This is a genomic window from Adlercreutzia equolifaciens DSM 19450 (genome assembly GCF_000478885.1).
Taxonomy (GTDB): Bacteria; Actinomycetota; Coriobacteriia; order Coriobacteriales; family Eggerthellaceae; genus Adlercreutzia; species Adlercreutzia equolifaciens.
Genome location: NC_022567.1, coordinates 778,882 through 798,722 on the forward strand (window position 1 = coordinate 778,882; position 19,841 = coordinate 798,722).

14 protein-coding genes and 1 pseudogene are annotated in these 19,841 nt (G+C 60.7%); 13 read left to right on the forward strand and 2 right to left on the reverse strand.

Annotated elements, in window-relative coordinates; genetic code table 11:
- Positions 1–66: 66 nt before the first annotated feature.
- The 6 genes from alaS (at position 67) to AEQU_RS02955 (ending at position 10,898) form a co-directional block, all read left to right on the forward strand.
- Complete coding sequence (gene alaS / locus AEQU_RS02930; protein WP_022739432.1) at positions 67–2,703, forward strand: alanine--tRNA ligase; 2,637 nt, start codon at positions 67–69, stop codon at positions 2,701–2,703.
- 305 nt (positions 2,704–3,008) lie between these two features.
- On the forward strand, positions 3,009–5,519 hold the full coding sequence (locus AEQU_RS02935) for a type I restriction-modification system subunit M (RefSeq protein ID WP_022739434.1): 2,511 nt from the start codon (positions 3,009–3,011) through the stop codon (positions 5,517–5,519).
- Between the two features lies 1 nt (position 5,520).
- The gene (locus AEQU_RS11745) at positions 5,521–6,786 is read left to right on the forward strand and encodes a restriction endonuclease subunit S domain-containing protein (RefSeq protein WP_158318395.1); all 1,266 of its coding nucleotides are present in this window, start codon (positions 5,521–5,523) and stop codon (positions 6,784–6,786) included.
- Positions 6,787–6,814: 28 nt separating this feature from the next.
- A complete protein-coding gene (locus AEQU_RS02945; protein ID WP_022739436.1) occupies positions 6,815–7,000 on the forward strand; it encodes an antitoxin VbhA family protein in 186 nt (61 codons plus the stop codon).
- Positions 6,990–7,637: a Fic/DOC family protein gene (locus AEQU_RS02950; protein ID WP_051353375.1), complete on the forward strand. Its 648-nt coding sequence runs from the start codon at positions 6,990–6,992 to the stop codon at positions 7,635–7,637. The genes AEQU_RS02945 and AEQU_RS02950 overlap by 11 nt, the downstream gene beginning before the upstream one ends.
- Positions 7,638–7,658: 21 nt before the next feature.
- Complete coding sequence (locus AEQU_RS02955) at positions 7,659–10,898, forward strand: type I restriction endonuclease subunit R, EcoR124 family (RefSeq protein ID WP_022739438.1); 3,240 nt, start codon at positions 7,659–7,661, stop codon at positions 10,896–10,898.
- A gap of 21 nt (positions 10,899–10,919) precedes the next feature.
- Here AEQU_RS02955 and AEQU_RS13115 read toward each other — a convergent pair.
- Positions 10,920–11,459: pseudogene (locus AEQU_RS13115) on the reverse strand (restriction endonuclease subunit S); the annotation flags it as partial.
- Between the two features lie 23 nt (positions 11,460–11,482).
- On the opposite strand from AEQU_RS13115, the gene AEQU_RS02960 reads away from it, so the two are divergent.
- Positions 11,483–12,022, forward strand: a complete 540-nt coding sequence (locus AEQU_RS02960; protein WP_084280375.1) for a restriction endonuclease subunit S — start codon at positions 11,483–11,485, stop codon at positions 12,020–12,022.
- Here the strand turns inward: AEQU_RS02960 and AEQU_RS02965 are convergent.
- On the reverse strand, positions 12,015–12,941 hold the full coding sequence (locus AEQU_RS02965) for a site-specific integrase (RefSeq protein WP_022739440.1): 927 nt from the start codon (positions 12,939–12,941) through the stop codon (positions 12,015–12,017). The two genes, AEQU_RS02960 and AEQU_RS02965, sit on opposite strands and share 8 nt — an antisense overlap.
- Positions 12,942–13,433: 492 nt before the next feature.
- Here AEQU_RS02965 and AEQU_RS11750 point away from each other — a divergent pair, with 492 nt between their 5' ends.
- From AEQU_RS11750 to AEQU_RS02995, 6 genes are all read left to right on the forward strand, one after another.
- On the forward strand, positions 13,434–15,059 hold the full coding sequence (locus tag AEQU_RS11750) for a 5-bromo-4-chloroindolyl phosphate hydrolysis family protein (protein ID WP_144079461.1): 1,626 nt from the start codon (positions 13,434–13,436) through the stop codon (positions 15,057–15,059).
- 144 nt (positions 15,060–15,203) lie between these two features.
- Positions 15,204–16,352 carry a toxic anion resistance protein gene (locus AEQU_RS02975; protein ID WP_022739442.1) on the forward strand — a complete coding sequence of 383 codons (1,149 nt, stop codon included), beginning with the start codon at positions 15,204–15,206 and terminating at the stop codon, positions 16,350–16,352.
- A gap of 144 nt (positions 16,353–16,496) precedes the next feature.
- Positions 16,497–16,913, forward strand: a complete 417-nt coding sequence (gene ruvX / locus AEQU_RS02980; protein ID WP_022739443.1) for a Holliday junction resolvase RuvX — start codon at positions 16,497–16,499, stop codon at positions 16,911–16,913.
- A gap of 50 nt (positions 16,914–16,963) precedes the next feature.
- On the forward strand, positions 16,964–18,184 hold the full coding sequence (mltG, locus tag AEQU_RS02985; RefSeq protein ID WP_022739444.1) for an endolytic transglycosylase MltG: 1,221 nt from the start codon (positions 16,964–16,966) through the stop codon (positions 18,182–18,184).
- A gap of 30 nt (positions 18,185–18,214) precedes the next feature.
- Complete coding sequence (locus AEQU_RS02990; protein WP_022739445.1) at positions 18,215–18,847, forward strand: YqeG family HAD IIIA-type phosphatase; 633 nt, start codon at positions 18,215–18,217, stop codon at positions 18,845–18,847.
- Positions 18,844–19,773, forward strand: coding sequence for a shikimate dehydrogenase family protein (locus AEQU_RS02995; RefSeq protein WP_022739446.1), 930 nt, complete (start codon positions 18,844–18,846; stop codon positions 19,771–19,773). Before AEQU_RS02990 ends, AEQU_RS02995 begins: the two co-directional genes overlap by 4 nt.
- Positions 19,774–19,841 lie beyond the last annotated feature (68 nt).

The following is a 19,841-nucleotide window of genomic DNA, read 5'->3' on the forward strand; positions in this document are numbered from 1 at the left end:
CGCGCAAGGAGCGCTATAATCTGCTGCAACTGTTTTCGTTGACCGTAAAGGACGGATAGAACACCTATGCGTTACATGACCACCGCTGAGATTCGCGAGAAGTACCTGAACTACTTCCAGGAGAAGGGCTGCAAGCTCGTGCCCTCCTCCTCGCTCATTCCCGACGATCCGTCGCTTCTTCTGACGAGCGCCGGCATGGTGCAGTTCAAGCCCTACTTCCTGCAGCAGAAGCAGCTGGAGGCGCCCTACATCGGCACCACCTCCGTGCAGAAGTGCGTGCGCACCAACGACATCGACATCATCGGCACCACGGGCCGCCATCTGAGCTTCTTCGAGATGCTCGGCAACTTCTCCTTCGGCGAGTACTTCAAGGAAGAGATGTGCGCCTGGGCCTACGACTTCTCCGTGAACGTGCTGGGGCTGCCGCCGGAGCGTTTGTACTTCACGGTGTTCGAGGATGACGACGAGACCATCGAGATTTGGAAGAACCTGGGCGTGCCCGAGGACCACATCTCGCGCCTCGGCGAGGACGACAACTTCTGGCGCGCCGGCCCCACCGGCCCCTGCGGCCCCTGCTCGGAGATCTACTACGACCAGGGCCCCGAGTTCGGCTGCGGCAGCCCCGACTGCGCGCCGGGCTGCGACTGCGACCGGTTCCTGGAGTACTGGAACTGCGTGTTCACCCAGTACGACGGCCAGGAGGACGGCACCTTGGCGCCCCTTCCCAAGAAGAACATCGACACGGGCATGGGGCTCGAGCGCATGGCCGCCATCATGCAGGGCGTGCAGTCCAACTACGAGACCGACGTGCTGCGCAGCCTGGTGGCCGTGGGCGAGCGGCTGGCCGGCGTGACTTACGGCGAGGATGCCGAGACCGACCTGGCCCTGCGCATCATTGCCGATCACTCCCGCTCGGTCACCTTCATGATCGCCGACGGCATTCTGCCGGGCAACGAGGGACGCGGCTACGTGCTGCGCCGCCTGCTGCGCCGTGCCATCATGAAGGCCCAGCTCATCGGCATCGAGGGGCACTTCCTCAACGAGTACGTGGACGAGATCGTGCGGCTCATGGGAGATGTGTACCCCGAGATCGTGGAGAACCGCGAGCTTGAGCGCGGCCTCATCATGGCCGAGGAGGACCGCTTCGGCGCCACCCTGCGCCAGGGCCAGGCCTACCTGGAGGAGGCCCTAGGCAAGCTCGAGGGCGACGTGCTCTCCGGCGAGGAGGCCTTCACCCTGCACGACACCTACGGCTTCCCCGTGGAAGTGACCCAGGAGATCGCGGAGGGCCGCGGCGTGAAAGTGGACATGGAGGCCTTCGAGGCCGCCATGGAGGCTCAGCGCGAGCGCGCCCGCGCCGCCGGCGCGAAGGACGCCGAGGCGGCCTGGTCCACCTACGGCGGCATCTACAGTGATCTTTTGAACGAGCTCGGCCCCACGGAGTTCATCGGTTACGATGCCACCGCCGCCGAGACGCGCGTGCTGGCCGTCGTCGTCGATGGCGAGCGCGTGGGCACCCTGGCGCCGGGGCAGACCGGCGAGGTGGTGCTGGCCGCCACGCCCTTCTACGCCGAGATGGGCGGAGAAGTGGGGGACACCGGCATCATCGAGAACGGCGAGGGACGCATTTTCGTGCTGGACACGAAGGCTCCCGAGAAGGGCCTGTTCGTGCACGCGGTGCGCGCCGAGGAGACCGGGCTTGCCGAGGGCGATACCGTCGTGGCCCGCGTGGACGCGAACCGCCGCGCCGCCATCGAGCGCAACCACACCGCCACCCACATCCTGCATGCCGCGCTGCGCCGCGTGCTCGGCGACCACGTGAAGCAGGCCGGCTCCTACGTGGGGCCCGACCGCCTGCGCTTCGACTTCACCCATTTCGAGGCGTGCACGCCCGAGCAGCTGGCCGAGGTGGAGCGCGAGGCCAACGAACACATCATGAGCGCCACGCCCACCACCATTTACGAGACGTCGCTGGAAGAGGCCCGCGCCGCCGGCGTGACGGGCTTGTTCGGCGAGAAGTACGGCGAGGTCGTGCGCGTGGTGGAGGCGGGCGACCTCTCCCGCGAGCTGTGTGGCGGCTGCCATGTGAGCAACACCGCCGAGATCGGCTTTTTGAAGATCACGAGCGAGTCGTCGGTGGGCGCCAACGTGCGCCGCATCGAGGCCGTGACGAGCTGCGGCGCGCTCGCCTATGTGAACAAGGTGGAGGCCGAGCTGAAGGAGGCCGCGGCCACCTTGCGCGTGCCGCCCTTCGACGTGTCCGAGCGCGTGGCGGCCGACCAGAAGGCCCTGAAGGAGATGCGCACCAAAGCCAAGCGCGCCAAGAGCATGATCGGCGACGATATGTTCGCGACGTTGCTTTCCCAAGTGCAGCAGGCGCCGGCGGGGTATCCCGTCATCATCGCGCGCACCGAGGTGCGCGACGGCGGGCAGATGCGCAACATGTGGGATGTCGTGCGCAGCCGCATGGACGCGCCCGGCGCCATGGTGGTGGCCGGTGTGAACGACGGCAAGCCCGTACTCATGGCCGCCGGCACCGACGAGGCCGTGGCGGCGGGTTTCAACGCCGGGGCCATCATCAAGGCCATGGGCCCGGCCATCCAGGGCGGTGGCGGCGGCAAGCCCACCATGGCCCAGGCCGGCGGCAAGAACCCCGACGGCATCGACGAGGCCCTGGAGATCGCCCGCAACATGATCCTGTAGCGACGCGGAAGGGCGATTGCAAGAGGGGCGTGGCGATTTGCCTCGCCCCTCTTTTTGCGCCTTGGGGTATGCGGCTATGCGTGTTCGAGAGAATTTCGTTGAACGACGGTCATGTCGGTATAAATGTCGGTATAAATGTCGGTATAAATGTCGGTATAAATGTCGGTATAAATGTCGGTATAAATGTCGGTATAAATGTCGGTATAACCGCGTCGTCTGGGAGCATTGCCCCAATTGATTCTCACGCTGTAATCAAGCGTTAGCTATAATGAATCGATCTGCGCTGAGATTCGAAAGGGAACGGAATGAACAAGCAACAGCTTGCTGCGAAAATCTGGGAATCTGCCAACCGCATGCGGGGCAAGGTGGATGCGAGCGAGTACAAGGACTTCATTCTCGGCTTTATCTTCTACAAGTACCTCTCCGAGAAAGAGGAGCAGTTCTTCCTGGGCGAGGGCATGACGGTCGCCGATTTGGAACAGCTGGTGGAAGAGGATGAGGAGACCGTGGGCTATGCCCAGAACCGTCTCGGCTACTTCATCTCCTATCAGAACCTGTTCTCCACCTGGGTCCGGGCCGGCAACGACTTCGCCGTGTCACGGGTGTATGAAGCGCTCTCGGCCTTCAGCCGCCTCGTGAGTCCCCATTACAAGCAAGTGTTCGACGGCATCTTCATCACCCTTCAGACGGGCTTAAGCAAGCTTGGCGACAACACCGGCTCGCAGACGAAAGCCGTGCGCGACCTCATCCATCTCATTCAAACCATTCCCATGAGCACGCGTCAGGATTACGATGTGCTGGGCTACATCTACGAGGATCTAATCTCAAAATTCGCCTCCAACGCGGGCAAGAAGGCCGGCGAGTTTTACACGCCCCACGAGGTGTCGGTGCTTATGGCCGATATCGTGGCCCATCATCTACAAAGTCAGGATAACATTCGCATCTACGACCCCACGAGCGGTTCCGGTTCGCTGCTCATCACCATCGGCGACGCGGTGAAGCGCCGCATGGGAGATGAGGACGGCATCGCCTACTACGCTCAGGAGCTCAATCAGTCTACCTATAACCTTACCCGCATGAACCTCATCATGCGGGGCATCAAGCCATCGAACATCACGGTGCGCAACGGCGACACCCTGGAAGACGACTGGCCTTATTTCGACGATTCGGATCCGTCGGGTACCTACGACCCGCTTTACGTGGACGCGGTGGTTTCCAATCCTCCGTATTCGCAGCGATGGGAGCCGGAAGGCAAGGAGAACGATATTCGGTTTGCCTACGGTGTCGCCCCGCGTTCGAAGGCGGACTACGCGTTTCTGCTGCACGACCTATACCATTTGAAGCCCTCGGGCATCATGTGCATCGTCTTGCCTCACGGTGTCCTGTTCCGAGGGGGAGAGGAGGGCGCGATTCGTCGCAACCTCATCGAGAATGACAAGATCGCCGCCATCATCGGGCTGCCGGCCAACATCTTCTTCGGCACGGGCATCCCCACCATCATCATGGTGCTGCGCCAGAAGCGAGACGAGAGCGATGTGCTTATCATCGACGCTTCCAAGGACTTTGAAAAAGTTGGGAAGAACAACCAGCTGCGCTCTTCCGATATTCGTCGTATTGTCGATACCGTCACGGCGCGTCAGACGGTCGAGGGCTACTCGCGCCTCGTGAAAAAGGACGAGATCCGCGCCAACGACTACAACCTGAACATCCCGCGCTATGTGGATTCCTCCGAGCCTGCGGAATCGTGGGACCTGTATGCATCCATGTTCGGCGGCATTCCGATTCAGGAGATTGACGCCCTCGGCAAGTATTGGGAGGCGCTTCCCGGGCTTCGCGAGGAGCTGTTCGCGGCCGAAAACGCTCATTGTGTTCGTTCCAGATGCGAAGATACGACCGCTCTGGTCCGGGAAAACGAGTCGGTTAAGAGCTACATCGCGCGGTATCAGACGGCGTTTTCGGAGCTGCGCCAGCAGCTCGTCTCGACGCTTATCGGCGGCTGGGAGCATGTCGATGCGCCTAGCGCGGAGGCGTCGGTGGCCGAAGAGGTGTTCCGGCTTGTGGAGCCGTTCTCTCTGGTCGATAAGTACGACGCTTACCAGGTACTCGACGATGTATGGAATGTTGTCGCCGCTGATTTGGAAGTGCTGCAAACGGAAGGCTTCGATGCGGCGCGGAAAGTCGATCCGGAGTACGTGCTCAAAAAGAAGGGCGGTAAAGACGTCGAGGTGCAGGACGGCTGGAAGGGCCATGTTCTGCCGTTCTCCCTTGTCCAGAATGCCCTACTGAGCACAGAAGCTGCGCAGCTGCATGACTTGCAGGATGAAATGAGCCGCTTGAACGGGGAATGCGAGAGCTTAAAAGAAGAGCTGCCCCGCGAGGATGCCGAAGAGAGCGACTCCGATGAGCCGTGCGATTTGACAGAGGAGGAAATCGCAGCGAAGCAGACGGAGTTCGCGCTGCTGCAGAAGAAGCTGAAGAGCCTGAAGAAAGAGGCCAAGGTTCAGGAATCGGCACTTGAGGATAAGACCCGCGAGGCTATCGAGGCGCTGACCGACGAGCAGGTGTATGAGTTATTTGAGGCCAAGTGGGTCACGCCTCTCATGGGCGACTTGAATGCGCTCCCGCAGGCATCCATCGATCGTCTGATCAAGAAAGTGAATGCACTGGAGGAGAAATACAAGGACACCTATGCCGATGTGGCGGAGCAGATCGGCGAGGCCGAAAAGGAATTCGATGCTATGCTCGGTCAGCTCGTGGGCGACGAGTTTGATATGCTCGGCATCGCAGAACTGCGTAAGCTTCTGGGCGGTGAGTAGCGTGGATGAGCAGCGTAAGCCCGAAAAAGCCCTCGTTCCCTCCCTCCGCTTCGAGGGATTCAACGACCCTTGGGAACAGCATGAGTTTGGCGGTGATCTAGTTTCTGTCGAAACTGGAACAAATCAATTGGGTAGTGTGCAAGACGAAGGAGCGCCGCTACTGAAGATGGGCAACATTCAACGTGGCTATTTCATGCTGAGCAAGTTGGAGCATTTGCCGGATGGAGAAAAGGTTGCTCAGGGGCATTTTGCCCACTATGGCGACTTTCTCTTCAATACACGTAACACATTGGAGCTGGTTGGAAAAGGTGCCACTTGGATTGGCGAAAGCAAGAAATATGCGTTTAACAGCAATATCGCGAGATTTGAGATGAAGGGAATTGACACCTTCTTCTTCAATTATCTCTACAATACGGACGAGATGATCAAGCAAATCCACTCTAGAGCGATGGGGACAACAAGCGTTGCGGCAATATATCCACGCAGTCTGAAGTCGATCTTATATTATGCTCCGCCAATTGACGAACAGTATGCAATCGGGAAGCTTTTGCTAAAGCTCGACTCGCTCATCGCCCTTCATCAGCGTAAGCATGGGAAACTAAAGACGGTAAAACAATCACTGCTTGAGAAGATGTTTCCCAAAGAAGGCGAGGATGTACCCGAGATCCGCTTCGAAGGATTTACTGAACCTTGGGAACAGCGTAAATTTGGAGAGCTAGCGTTGCTCCGACGGGGATTAACGTACACTCCAAATGATGTTGTCGATGCGCAGCAAGGTACTCGCGTTCTGCGTTCCTCGAATATCAACGAAGACAGATTTGAGCTATCTAGTGATGACGTTTTCGTTTGCGAAGATGCTGTTAATATCGATCCAGTTCAGAATAACGACATACTGATAACTGCGGCAAATGGCTCAGGCAGGCTTGTTGGAAAACGGGCGCTGATCAAGGGTTTAACTGACAGTGCGGTTCATGGCGGATTCATGTTGCTCGCCTCGACAGAGGAACCTGATTTCCTCAATGCCGCCATGGGCGCAGAATGGTATAGACGTTTTCTTCATATGGGGGTAGCCGGCGGCAATGGGGCATTAGGGAATTTAGATTCAAAAGCGCTGCGTGACTATGATTTGCTGGTTCCGAATCAGGGCGAGCGAAAAGCCATCGGCGCCCTCTTCCAGAAGCTCGACTCGCTCATCGCCCTTCATCAGCGTGAGCTGGAAATCTTGAAGAATCTGAAAAAGGCTATGCTTGAAAAGATGTTTGTTTAATACTTACGCTGACGAAAGGAAGCAAAAAATGGATCGTGAACGGGCAATGAAAGAGGCCATCCATTCAGGAGAGATGGAGGGCGCGTACGTGTCTGCGGAATTTCGCGAGGATGCCGACGAGTACGTCGCTGGAGAGATATCCATCGAAGAGCTCATGAAGCGCACGAAGCGTCGGTGGACGAATCGCAAGGAAGTCGTTTCCCATGGCGCATGAGTTTGTCGATCCCTATCTGGATAGTGATACAGGTATACTTCGAAACTTAATTGGCGCAACGAGCTATGATGGGCTACGCAACGCCGAAGGAGAGCTTGTGGCGCTCCGCACCAATGAGTTTCTGGAGAGTCTGCCGTTGCGGCCAAAGGGATCTATGGAGGACTTTCTCTTTATCCATCGATTCCTGTTTCAGGATATATACGATTGGGCGGGTGCGCCGCGTACGGTCGAAATCCGCAAAAGTCGCGAAGGATCCGAGTACTTCCTGCCGTCGCCGAATATAGCCATGGGATTCGGCTGGGCCCAAGATGAGCTGCGGAAAGACAACATGCTCAAGGGTTTGTCGAAGGATGAATTTGCCCAGCGACTTGCCTACCATTTCGACAACTACAATTTCATTCACCCCTTTCGCGAGGGCAATGGGAGAACCCAGAGACTGTTCTGGACGCTCCTTTGCCATGATGCGGGCTACGACCTCGATTGGTGCCAGGTATCTGGTGAGGAGAACGACGAGGCGAGTCGTGCGGCTGCCGAAGATATGGACTTGTCGGGTTTGGTGGCGATGTTCTCCCGCATCGCGACGCCAGCTGATCCGAATACGCCGCTGAACAGTGATCTACTGCGGTTGAGCAAATAGGGGAGGGCGAGAGGGACTTCGATGATTTTCGATACAGAGGCGGCGTTCGAGGAAGCGGTTATCGAGAAGCTTAAGGTCTATGGCTGGGATGATGCCGGCGGCGTGCTGAAGCGTCCGACCGAGCATCAGTTGTTGGAGAACTGGGCATCCATCCTCTTCGATAACAACAAGCACCGCGACTGCCTGAATGGCGCGCCGCTGACACCCACTGAAATGCAGCAGATCGTCGAGAGGATCCGGGCGAAGCGCACACCGGTGGCCATCAACGAGCTCATCAACGGCAAAGAGATCGTCATCACGCGCGATAATGCCGATGACGGGCTGCATGTCGGTCAAGAAGTGGCCCTCAAGATATTCCATCGTGACGAGATCGCCGGCGGCCAAAGCCGCTATCAGATCGCGCAGCAGCCGATGTTCCCCTCGAAGTCGAAGCTGGGTCACGACCGCCGTGGCGACCTTATGCTGCTCATAAACGGGATGCCCCTGTTTCACATCGAGCTGAAGAAGAGCGGTGTGCCAGTATCGGAGGCCATCGGCCAGATTCGCAAATACGCCGCCGAGGGTGTATTCGAAGGGCTGTTCTCCCTGGTGCAGATATTCGTCGCCATGAACCCCGAGGAGACGAAGTACTTCGCTAATCCCGGTCCCGACGGCGTCTTTAACGAGAAGTTCCAGTTCCATTGGGCCGACTTTAACAATAACCCCATCAATCAGTGGAGCGAGGTCGTCAAGCACCTGCTGAGCATTCCCATGGCCCACCAGCTCATCGGCTACTACACCGTTGCGGATGATTCCGACGGCGTGCTCAAGGTGATGCGCAGCTACCAGTACTACGCGGCCAGCCGCATTTCCGACCGCGTGACGGTAATCGACCGCGACAAGCTGTGGGGGACGAAGGGTCTCAAGGGCGGTTTTGTTTGGCATACCACCGGCAGCGGTAAGACCATGACCAGCTTCAAGTGTGCTCAGCTTATCGCCAATTCCAAGGATGCCGATAAAGTGGTATTTCTGGTCGATCGCATCGAGCTCGGCACCCAATCATTGGAGCAGTACCGTTCTTTCGCCGATGATTCCGAGGCGGTTCAGGCCACGGAGAGCACCGATGTTCTGAAGGCGAAGCTGAAGAGTGGTGACCCCTCCGACACGCTCATCGTCACTTCCATCCAGAAGATGGGCAACATCGATGAAGACGCCATGAGTGCGCGCGATCTGGAGACGATTCGCAAGAAGCGCATCGTGTTCATTGTGGACGAGTGCCATCGCTCGACCTTCGGAAAGAACATGGAGACCATCAAGCGGGTGTTCCCCGGAGCGCTGATGTTCGGCTTCACCGGCACGCCTATCCACGAGGAGAATCGCAAGAAGCTAAGCACCACCACCGATGTGTTCGGCGATGAGCTGCACCGATACAGCATCGCCGACGGTATCCGCGACGGCAATGTGCTCGGGTTCGACACGTGTCCCGTGGCCACCTATCCCGAGTTCGACCTGCGCCAGGCCGTGGCTCTTGACGAGGCGAAGGCGAAATCGGTGGAAGAGGTTGTGGGCGACCCGCGCCGCGAGCGCGTCTACTATCAGATTATGGACGAAATGCCCATGGCGCCCTTCCTTGACGAGAGAGGCAACCGCTGTCATGGCGTTGAGAGCATGGTGCCCGAGAGCCAGTACGGCACGGCCGACCAGCACGATGTGACCGAGCACCAGCGCCAAGTGGTGGCGGACATCAAGAGGCACTGGCCCACCCTGAGCCGATTCGGCAAGTTTCATGCAATCTTCGCCACCCATTCCATCCCCGAGGCCATCGACTACTACCGGCTGTTCAAGGAGATGGCGCCCGAGCTGGTGACGACGGTGCTCGTTGACCCCTCCATCGACAACGAGCAGGAGAAGATTGACCGATCGCTCATCAAAGAGGATGCACTGAAGGAGGTTGTCGACGACTACAACAAGCGCTTCGACAGGGAATTCGCGCTGCCGACTTGGCCCGCGTTCAAGACCGATGTCTCCAACCGATTGGCGCACAAGCGGCCCTACATGGGAATCGAGAAGACACCCGAAAAGTGCGTGAACATCCTGATCGTGGTGGATCAGATGCTGACCGGTTTCGATTCGAAGTGGATCAATACGCTGTATTTGGACAAGATGCTGCGCTACGAGATGATCATCCAGGCGTTCAGCCGGACGAACCGCCTGTTCAACGAGTCGGAGAAGCCTCACGGCACCATTCGCTACTACCGGCGGCCGCATACTATGCGTAAAAATATCGAGGAGGCCATCAGCCTCTACTCCGGTGACAAGCCTTTCGGCCTGTTCGTGCCCAAGCTGCGTGAGAATCTGCTAGAGATGAATATGATCTACAACGATATAGTCGGCCTATTTGAGGACAATGGGGTGAACAACCTGTCGAGGCTACCGGATAGTGCGGAGGCGCGGGGTAAGTTCGCTGTACTGTTCCGGGCGTTCAACACGCTGCTCGAGGCGGCGAAGGTGCAGGGTTTCCAGTGGGACGAGCGGGAGTACGAATTTCCCATAAGCGATGACGTGATCGAGGAGGCGGCGGCTGCGGGCGTCTATGAGGACGAGTTCGATGCAGCCTGCGAAACGCTTTGCGAGGTGATCGCTGTTCCCTACGATGAGACGACCTACCTCACCTTGGCCCAGCGGTACAAAGAGCTCTCCGGTAGCGGTGGCCGCGAGAGGGGAGGGGCCGACATCCCCTATGACCTGAGCGGGCATCTCATGGAGATCGATACCACCAAGATTGATACTGACTACATGAACGCCAACTTCACCAAATGGCTCAAGCAGCTCGATTTGGAAGGCTCGGAGGCCGAGGCGACCGAGGCGGCTCTGGAGGCGCTGCACAAAAGCTTCGCCAGTTTGAGCCAGGAGGAGCAGAAGTACGCGAACCTGTTCATCCATGACGTTCAGAGCGGGGATGTGTACGTCGATCCGGGCAAGACGTTCCGCGACTACGTGACAGAGTACCAGCGCCACGCTAAGGATGCGCAGATCGGGCGAGCGAGCAGCTTGCTTGGCGTGGATGCGGCAATCCTGTCGGAGCTGATGATCGTCGGCGTTGAGGAAGAGGGTCTTAACGAGTTCGGTCGCTTCGACAAGCTGATCGACAGCGTGGATACGGCGCGGGCGCGAGAGTACTTCTCGACCATCGAGAGCGCTCCGATTCCCGCATTCAAGGTGCGCATGCGTGCCGACAATCTTTTGCGGCGATTCATCCTGGAAGGTGGTTTTGACCTGTAGGCGCGATTCGGCTCGCTCACGCTGATGAAGGGCGATGAGCGAGTCGAGCTTGGAGAAGAACGACGAGACGGCTCGTTGCTCTTCCAGGCCAGGCAGGAGAAACTTATACTCAAGCATTTCATCTTGTCTCAGAGTCTTGTTTCGCCCTGCTCCACTTGGCGAAGATAGCCACAAGTGATGGCGAAAAACTTCGTCAAGAATGAGTAAACCGATAAAAGGCGGATAGACAGAGTGGTCGAATTTGTACTGCGGAAATCGATGAGAGACCAGGGCCTTCTCGTCAGAAGGAGAAGTGATCGCCACGGCATGTTCCCACGCGAAGACAATATTCACGACAAGATTATCCGCCTTGACCTTCTGCATCACTGTTTCGCCAATCTGCTTGCCTGGCGCCACCCATTCTAAAAAGGTTCCACGACCATGGCTTCGGACGCCCAATCTGTAGTGGCCTTCGGAAGGGGTTGGAATAGATTCTTTGTACAAAGCCGCAAATTCCCCCAGCTTACGCTGTTCCCAATCATTAGCAGATGCTTGCTGAAATGATGTAAAAAGCTCGAGCACGAAGCGGTCGCAGGAGATTCACAATAACTTGGGAACAGCGTAAGCTAGAGGAAGTGGCGACGTTCGGCGGTGGGCACACTCCGTCCATGGCGGATCCTTGCAATTATGAGAATGGAAGCATTCCGTGGATAACGTCCCAGGACGTCAAGAGCCAGCGCCTCGACAAGACTACGACTCTCATAACAGACAAGGGGGCGGCGGAACTTAATCTATATCCAGTTGGATCTCTCGTGGTTGTTGTGCGAAGCGGAATTCTTCGGCACACGCTTCCTGTGGCTGAGCTGCAAAAACCCATGACCGTCAACCAGGATATTCGCGTCATCGTTCCAACCGAAGCATTATCTAGCCACTGGCTTTTGGGGTACCTCGAAGGAAACAGCAGAAACTTGTTGCTTAAGTTCGGAAAGGTCGGTACGACCGTCGAGAGCATCAATTTCTCGGAGATGAAAAGCATGGGACTGATGATGCCGTCGAGGGAGGAGCAGTCCCGCATTGGCTCCCTCTTCGCCAAGCTCGACTCGCTCATCGCCCTTCATCAGCGTGAGCGGTTGCCGACTAGATGAGGCTGGAGATCGAGCGCATCACGAGGTCGACGTCTTGGTTCTCGAGCTCCTGGATGATGTGCAAGTAAGTCTTCTGCGTGGTGTTCATGCTGGCGTGCCCGAGGCGCTTGGCGACGCTGGCGATGGAGACGCCGGCGAACAGGAGCAGCGATGCGTGGGTGTGGCGCAGTCCATGCACGGAGATGACGGGCACGTCGGCTCGCTTGCAATGGCGTTCTAGCACGCTGTTCGCGGTGGAGTTGTAGACCTTCCCTTCCACAAAGATCGGCGCATCGTGGGGAAGCCTTTTGGTGAGCTCGGAAAACTGAATGACCAGCTGCCAGTCGAGCTGCACCTTGCGCACGGAGGAGCGATTCTTGGTGGGAACAAAGCCTGTTCCCGTTTTGTAGTCCCAGGTCTTGTTAACCGAAACAACCTGGCGGCTGAACTCGAAGTCATCGGGCGTCAGTGCAATGGCCTCGGAGAACCGCAGCCCTGTCTTCGCAATGAGGAGGATGAGCCAGTCCCAGCTCACCTCGGGTCCCAGGTCGAGGTCGTTCAGAAGGCGGTGCAACTCGAATTGGTTGAGGTACTTCTGTTTTTTGGCACGCGGGGATTTGCCCTTGATGATGGCCTTGCGCGTTGGGTCACGTTCCACCAGACCCTCGTCGACAGCATCGAGGACAGCGCCCTTCAGCTGGTGGTGGAAGTCCATCGTCGTCTGCCGCTCGTGGCTGACGGCGTAGTCGTTCAGCAGCTTCTGATAAGTAATACGATTGAGTTCCGCGAGGGTCAGCAAGGGGATGAGCCGTTGCAGCCACGCACAGGTAAGCCGATACTTGCTGAGCGTGACGTCGCGCACGGCCCCCTCCTTGTACATGGCCACCCACTGCTGGTAATAATCGCAGAACGTGTCGTTGGGCGTGAGTTCGTTGAGCATTGCTGGGTTCCTTTCTGCGTTTTTTGGTTCGTTTGAAGGCTCACGCTGATGAAGGTTCCCTTAGCATACGGCGAAGGGACACGTTGTTTGTTGTCGACGGAGGCTGTTTCTGCATGAGATCTCGAGTTATAAGCGTCCCGGGGCGTTCTGCAAACGGCATTTGGTCGATAATGTATCGAATAACGATAGATTGTGGGAATCATTGCTTGTCGTTGACGCTTATAACTCGAGATCTCGTGCAGAAAAGCTCTTGTTCGTCGACCGACTGGGGCGCCACGGTATTGGGCAGGCTTCGCGAGGCGGCGATTGACGTTCTTGCGCTGTTCCGCTTCGGTTGATCTTCGTTTTCGGAAACTTAAAGGTGGTGCGCATTCCGTGCGGTTGGGCAGGGGGCTGGAAACGCCGTGGTAAGATGACGGGGAAACAAGAGATGCGCGGTTCGGCGGCCTTGATGCGATCCGCTGGCTGCGCGGGCGCGTTAGGGGTTGTTCCATGAATCCGCAGAGTCCGGGAACGGGCGGTCGAGGGCCGTACGACAGCTGGGGGAGACCCTACGGTGCGTCTCGGCAGCCCGGTCCGCAGCAACCCGGGCCGCAGCAACCCGGCCCCGAGTACGTCTACGAGATGCCCGAAGATTTCCAAGAGCAGCAGGGCACCTGGCAGGACAGCGCCAACGGGAATGCGCAGGGGCGTTCCCAGGGCGCGAAGCCGGCGCCGGACGCGCCGGGCGCCGGCTCCTGGTCGGTCGGACCTTCGGACAGCCCCATTCCCGGCATGTCGGCCAAGGATTTCCAGAAGATGTGCCGGTCGGTTGACAAGGCGTTCTCGCAGTTCGCCCGCATCGTCGACCAAGGGGTGAACGAGGCCGCCGAGGCGCTAGGGCAGTCGCCCGAGAAGAACCTGAAGGCCCATAAGGAGCTGCAGGAGAAGCGCAAGCGCGAGAAGAAGGCGCGCAAGGCCCAGGAAGAGGCGCAGCGCCGGGCGGCTCAGCAAGCCTACGGGCAGCAGCGTTACGGGCAACCGGGCTACGGGGCGTCCCAGGGCGCGCCGACAGGTGGCGTTCCCCAGGGTTTTCAACAGGCGGTGACCTCCGTGGCCCAGCAGGCCCAACAGTGGGCGCCGCTGGCCAAGGCAAAGAAGCGCTTCCGCTCGTCGTGGGGGCTGACGGCCTCCGGAGTCGTCATGGCGGCGGCCGGCGGGGCGGGCATGGTCTTTTTCGGCATTCCCGCCTTAGTCTCGGCGCTGGCGCCGGCGGTGGCCGGGAATCCCGAAGTGGCCGTGACGGCGATCCTCGGCATTCTGACGGCCGGTTTCGCCACGTTGCTCGGCTTCGGCGTCCGCAACCTACGGCGTGCCTCGAGGCTCAAGGCTCTCCAGCGGGCGGTGGGCCAGCGCGAGGCCGTTGGCTTCGACGACCTCGCCGCGCGCATGCAGGTGAGCCCCAAGGCCGCCCTTGCCGCCTCGCGCACGCTCATCAAGGGCGGCTACCTCCCCGAGGGGCGCATCGACGACGAGAACACCACCCTCATGGTGACCGAGAACGCCTACCACCAGTATCGTCAGTTCCAGCAGAGCCAGCGCCAGACGCTCGCCGAGCGCGAGGCGGCCGAGGCGGCCCGGGCAGCTGAGGCGGCGGCGCGGGCGGCCCACGAGCAGGATATCTCCGAGCGCCTGACGCCCGAGCAGCGCGCCTTTGTCGCCCGCGGCCGCGACTACGTGCGCCAGATGGACGAGCTGAACGCCGCCATCGACGACGCCGCGGTGAGCGAGCGCATTACGGCCATTCAGGACGTGGTGGGCCGCATTCTCGCCCGCGCCGAGGAAGAGCCGGTCGTCATCGCCGGGCTCGACCGCCTGACCGCGTACTACCTGCCCACCACGGTGAAGCTGCTCGATGCCTACGACCGGTTGGAGGAGGAACCTATTCAGGGCGAGAACATCTCCAGCTCGCGCAGCGAGATCGAGCATACGTTGGAAGTGCTGCACAGCGCTTTCGAGAAGCTCTTCGACGACACGTACCAAGACCTCTCCCTCGATGTGTCCGCCGACATCTCGGTGCTGCACGCCATGCTCGCCCAAGAGGGACTCACGGAAGGCCCCTTCGATGTGAAGCCGTAAACGATTGTGTCGCGCATGGCCGCCTCCGGCATTTCGGGCGCGCCTGCCGCGAATGCCCGAAGAGGGCCTTAGCCGCGCTCCCGCCTTCGCGCTTTCCCGCTTGACCTGACCGACTAACTCGCCTCATCTTAGAAAGGATGCCCCATGACCAACGAACTGACCGATCTCACGAACATTCCCGCCCCGACGCTCACGCTCGATCCCGTAAGCGACGGCGAGGTGGCCGAGGCCTCCATCATCGAGGTGGACCCGCCCGCCGCGCCCAGCCTCGCCGACTCGCTTTCCGCCGAAGAGCTGGCCCAGGTGGACGCCTTCGCCCAGCAGATCGACATCGCGAACTCCCAGCAGGTGCTCACCTTCGGCGCCGGCGCCCAGAAGAAGATGGCGTCGTTCTCGGAGACGGCGCTCGCGAAGGTGCGCACCCAGGATTTGGGTGAGGCGGGCGATCTTATCGCCGGGGTAGTGACCGAGCTCAAGAACTTCGACGTTGATGACGACGACAAGGGCTTCTTCGGCCTGTTCAAGAAGTCGGCGAACAAGATCACGTCGCTCAAGGCCCGCTACGACACCGCCGAGGCCAACGTCGACAAGATCGCCAAGACCCTCGAGGGCCATCAGGTGCAGCTCATGAAGGACGCGGCCACGCTCGACAAGCTCTACGAGCTGAACCTCACCTACTTCAAGGAGCTGACCATGTACCTTCTGGCCGGCCGTCAGCGCCTGGCCGAGGTGCGCGAGGGCGAGCTGGCCGAGCTGTCCGCCAGGGCTCAGGCCTCCGGCTCCACCGAGGACGCCGAGGCGGTGCAGAAACTCGCCGCTGCGTGCAACCGCTTCGAGAAGAAGCTGTCGGATCTGGATCTGTCCCGCACCGTGGCCATGCAAATGGCGCCGCAGATCCGTCTCGTGCAGAACAACGAGATGCTCATGATCGAGAAGATCCAGACGACGCTCGTGAACACCATTCCTCTGTGGAAGAGCCAGATGCTGCTGGCGCTGGGGCTCGCCAACAACGAGGCGGCGCTCAAAGCCCAGTCGGCCGTCACCGACATGACCAACGAGCTTCTGCGCAAGAACGCCGAGAAGTTGAAATCTTCCACCGTGGAGGTGGCCCGCGAGTCCGAGCGCGGCATCGTGGACATCGAGACGTTGAAGGCCACCAACGAGAACCTCATCCAGACCTTCGATGAGGTTATGAAGATCCAGGCCGAGGGCCGCGCCAAGCGCGCCGAGGCCGAGGCGGAGATGCGCCGCATGGAAGCCGAGCTGCGCCAGAAACTGCTGGAAGTCAAATAGTCGAAAGGCGAGACGCCGTAGGGATATCCCCCCGTAGGGGCTGACCTTGGTCAGCCCTCGCGAGCGGGACAATAGTGCGCGACAAAAGAAGGGTGACCAAGGTCGCCCCCTACGGATTGGGGTTGTGCGAGAAAAGGAGCCAGTATGCGCGTGATGGCGCTGGATATCGGGGAAGTGCGCGTGGGGGTGGCGGTGAGCGACCCGGGCGAGCGCGTGGCAAGTCCGGTGTGCGTGATGCCCGCCGCCGAGGTGACCGGTTGCGCCAAGCCCTTCCGCCGGCTTCTGGAAGACTGGGAGCCGGAGCTGCTCGTCTGCGGGCTGCCCCGCACGCTCGCCGGCGAGGAGGGCCCCCAGGCGGCCCGCATTCGCAAGGAGGCCGCGCGCATCAGCGACGCCTGCGGCATTCCTCACGTTTTCGCAGATGAACGGCTCAGCTCGGCCGAGGCCAAGCGGAGTTTGCGTGAAAAGGGTCTGACTGAGAAGGAGATGCGCGGCAAGGTTGATATGATAGCCGCAAGTCTGTTTTTGCAATCTTGGCTCGACGAGCGTGCCTGCGCTTGAGGTATTCGCGGGGCTAATCGCCGGGCCGTTTCGTAGAGAAAGGCCGCACCTTGGCTCTCCATGGCAAGAAGGTCACCTATTCGTCCCACTCCTCTCGCGCCGCCCGGGCGGCGCACGCCAAGGGGGATCGGGAGTTCCGCACCTACGACACGAGCGCCATCATGCCGAAGAAGTCGCCGGCGCCCTTCATTTGCTTGGGCATCGTGGCCGTCGTCGTCATTGCGGCCGTGTGCTTCTTCGCCTTCCGCGGTTGCGCCGGCTCGCAAGTGGAACTGCTCGCGCCTGGCCAGTCGGCGGAGGTGACCATCACGGAGGGGGAGACCGCCTCCTCCATCGGCGACGCGCTCGTGGCCGCGCGCCTCATCGGCAGCTCGCGGGAGTTCACCGACGAGGTCACGCGCCTGGAAGCCGCCTCGGCGCTCATTCCCGGCACCTACACCTTCCAGGGCGGCAGCACCCCCGAGGAGCTGGTGCGTGCCATCATGGCCGGCCCCGCCCAGGTGGGCGACACGCTCGCCGTGCCCGAGGACATCACCCGTGCGGAGCTGTCCGAGCTGGTGGCGAGCGTCACGGGCGGCCGCATCACCGCCGAGGCCTTCCTCGCCGCTTCCGAGAACGCGAGCGCCTATGCGGCCGACTACGCGTTTCTGGAAAGCGCCGGCGAGAACTCGCTGGAGGGCTTCCTGTTCCCCAAGACCTACGCCGTGACCGAGGACATGGATGCCGAGGCCGTCGTGCGCATGATGCTCGACCAGTTCGGCACGGAGACCGCCAGCATCTTCGGCGACTTCGCCAACAGCTACCCGGCGAGCCAGGGGCTCACGCTGTACCAGGCGGTGAACCTGGCCTCCATCGTCGCCAAGGAATCCACCGGCGACCAGGAGGTGCGCGATCATGTGGCCGGGGTGTTCTACAACCGCCTCGCCTCCGATCGGCCCTACCTGGAATCCGACGCCACCACGGCCTACGAGGTGGGCCGCGAGCCCACGGCCGAGGAGGTGCACGCCGAGACGCCCTACAGCACCTACGCGAATGCGGGCCTGCCTCCGACGCCCATCTGCTCGCCGGGCCTCGAGAGCCTCACCGCCGTGTGCGAGCCGACCCAAACCGAGGACATGTTCTTCTACTTCTATCCCGATGCCGACGGCAACATGCAGGCGGCGTTCAGCAAGACCTACGAGGAGCATCAGCAGGCCATCGCCGATAATTCCAACGCTGGTGGCGCCGACGGGTCGGGCGATGCTGCAGCCGGTGAAGGCGCGGCCGCCTAAGGGCGCCCTTTCGGTCTTCAGGTGCGACCCATGGCGCTTCTCACCCCCGATCGCTATTTCTCGCGCATCAGCGCCATCGATATCGAGCGCGATTTGCTCGGGTGCGGCCTGACTCATGTGCTGCTCGACATCGACAATACCGTGCGCGCCCGGGATACGGGATGCGTGCCGCGCGATGTGGGGATGTGGCTCGGTCGGGCGCGGGAGGCCGGGGTGAGCTTCTGTTTGCTCTCGAACAACTGGCATGCCGACGTGTACCGATTCGCCGGCGAGCTGGAGCTGCCCATCGTGGCCAAGGCCTTAAAGCCGCTGCCGCCGGCGTTTCTCGCGGCTCGGCGGAAGATCGGGGGAGCCGCCGCCGACACGGTCGTTGTTGGCGATCAGCTGGCGACCGATGTGCTGGGAGCCCATCTGACGGGCATGAAGGCCTATATGCTGCAGCCGTTGGTCGAGCAGGATCTGCCCCACACGCTGCTGCTGCGCAACGTCGAGCGGGCTATTTTGGGAGATCGCAAGCCGGAGCCGGCAATCAATATCGCGGAATGCGAGGCGAGCCGTTCCGCGGCGCGCCGCGGACAAGGAAGCGCCCCGCGCCGCTTCGGGCAGGGCGCGCAGCGCGGGGTCGAAGGGGCCTCGCGCGAAACGGGAAGGGAATCGCTGTGAGCGAGAAGCTGTATGTGCTGGGGCACCCGGTGAGCCATTCGAAATCGCCGGTCATGTACAACGCCGTCTACGAGAAGGCGGGGCTGCCCTGGCATTACGGTCTCATGGATGTGCCGACGGCGCCCGAGGCCGAGGCGTTCCTTGCGGCTCGCGACTTCCTTTCCATCAACATCACCACGCCCTATAAGCCCGAGGCTTTCGCTGCCGCCGATGTGCGGGCCGCCTCGGCCACGCTCGCTCACGGGGCCAACGTGCTCGTGAACAAGGACGGGGCCCTTATCGCCTACAACACCGACGGCCAGGGCTGCGTGGCCTATTTGGAACGGGCCGGCGTCGATTTTCGCGGCGCGTCCGTCGTCGTTTGCGGCACGGGGCCGACCTCCCTCTCCATCCTGCACGCCGTGGCCCAGGCGGGGCCGGATGAGGTGATCCTCATCGGCCGCGACAAGGCCAAGGCCCGCAACGTCATGCGCACCTACGCCGACGAGCTGGGGGCGATGGTCGGACGGGTGGTGGACATGCCCGCCTTCAAGGAAGGGCACCTGAGCTTTTCCGAGGTGTACAAGCAGGTGGGCTTCAAGTTCGGCAGCTACGCCACGTCGCGGCAGGCCATCGCGGGCGCGGACATCATCATCGACGCCACGCCGCTCGGCATGAAGGCGGGCGATCCGGCCCCCTTCGACACGGCGCTTCTGAGCGCGGACCAGACGGTGTTCGACGTGGTGTACGGCCACGGCGAGACGGCGCTGGCCCGGGCGGCCCGGGCGGCGGGGTGCCGGTTTTTCGACGGTGCCGGCATGCTCGTCGGCCAGGCCGTGGTCACGGTGGGCATCCTGCGCGACATCACCGGCGAGGCGGCCCTCGACATCCCCGAGGACGAGCTGTTCGCCCTTATGGCCCAGGCGGCCGGGTTTAATCTCGCCTAAGGCCCCTCGGGCGCGCGGGGATTTGGCGGCCGAGATGCCTTTGGCCCCATAGGCGGCGCGGCGCTGTC

Bases quoted from the DNA above. Each gene is read 5' to 3' on its own strand.
- AEQU_RS02975 (WP_022739442.1), top strand. From the start codon at position 15,204: ATGACCAACGAACTGACCGATCTCACGAACATTCCCGCCCCGACGCTC.
- AEQU_RS02955 (WP_022739438.1), top strand. From the start codon at position 7,659: ATGATTTTCGATACAGAGGCGGCGTTCGAGGAAGCGGTTATCGAGAAG.
- ruvX (WP_022739443.1), top strand. From the start codon at position 16,497: ATGCGCGTGATGGCGCTGGATATCGGGGAAGTGCGCGTGGGGGTGGCG.
- AEQU_RS02950 (WP_051353375.1), top strand. From the start codon at position 6,990: ATGGCGCATGAGTTTGTCGATCCCTATCTGGATAGTGATACAGGTATA.
- AEQU_RS11750 (WP_144079461.1), top strand. From the start codon at position 13,434: ATGAATCCGCAGAGTCCGGGAACGGGCGGTCGAGGGCCGTACGACAGC.
- AEQU_RS02945 (WP_022739436.1), top strand. From the start codon at position 6,815: ATGGATCGTGAACGGGCAATGAAAGAGGCCATCCATTCAGGAGAGATG.
- alaS (WP_022739432.1), top strand. From the start codon at position 67: ATGCGTTACATGACCACCGCTGAGATTCGCGAGAAGTACCTGAACTAC.
- AEQU_RS02935 (WP_022739434.1), top strand. From the start codon at position 3,009: ATGAACAAGCAACAGCTTGCTGCGAAAATCTGGGAATCTGCCAACCGC.
- AEQU_RS02965 (WP_022739440.1), bottom strand. From the start codon at position 12,941: ATGCTCAACGAACTCACGCCCAACGACACGTTCTGCGATTATTACCAG.
- AEQU_RS02990 (WP_022739445.1), top strand. From the start codon at position 18,215: ATGGCGCTTCTCACCCCCGATCGCTATTTCTCGCGCATCAGCGCCATC.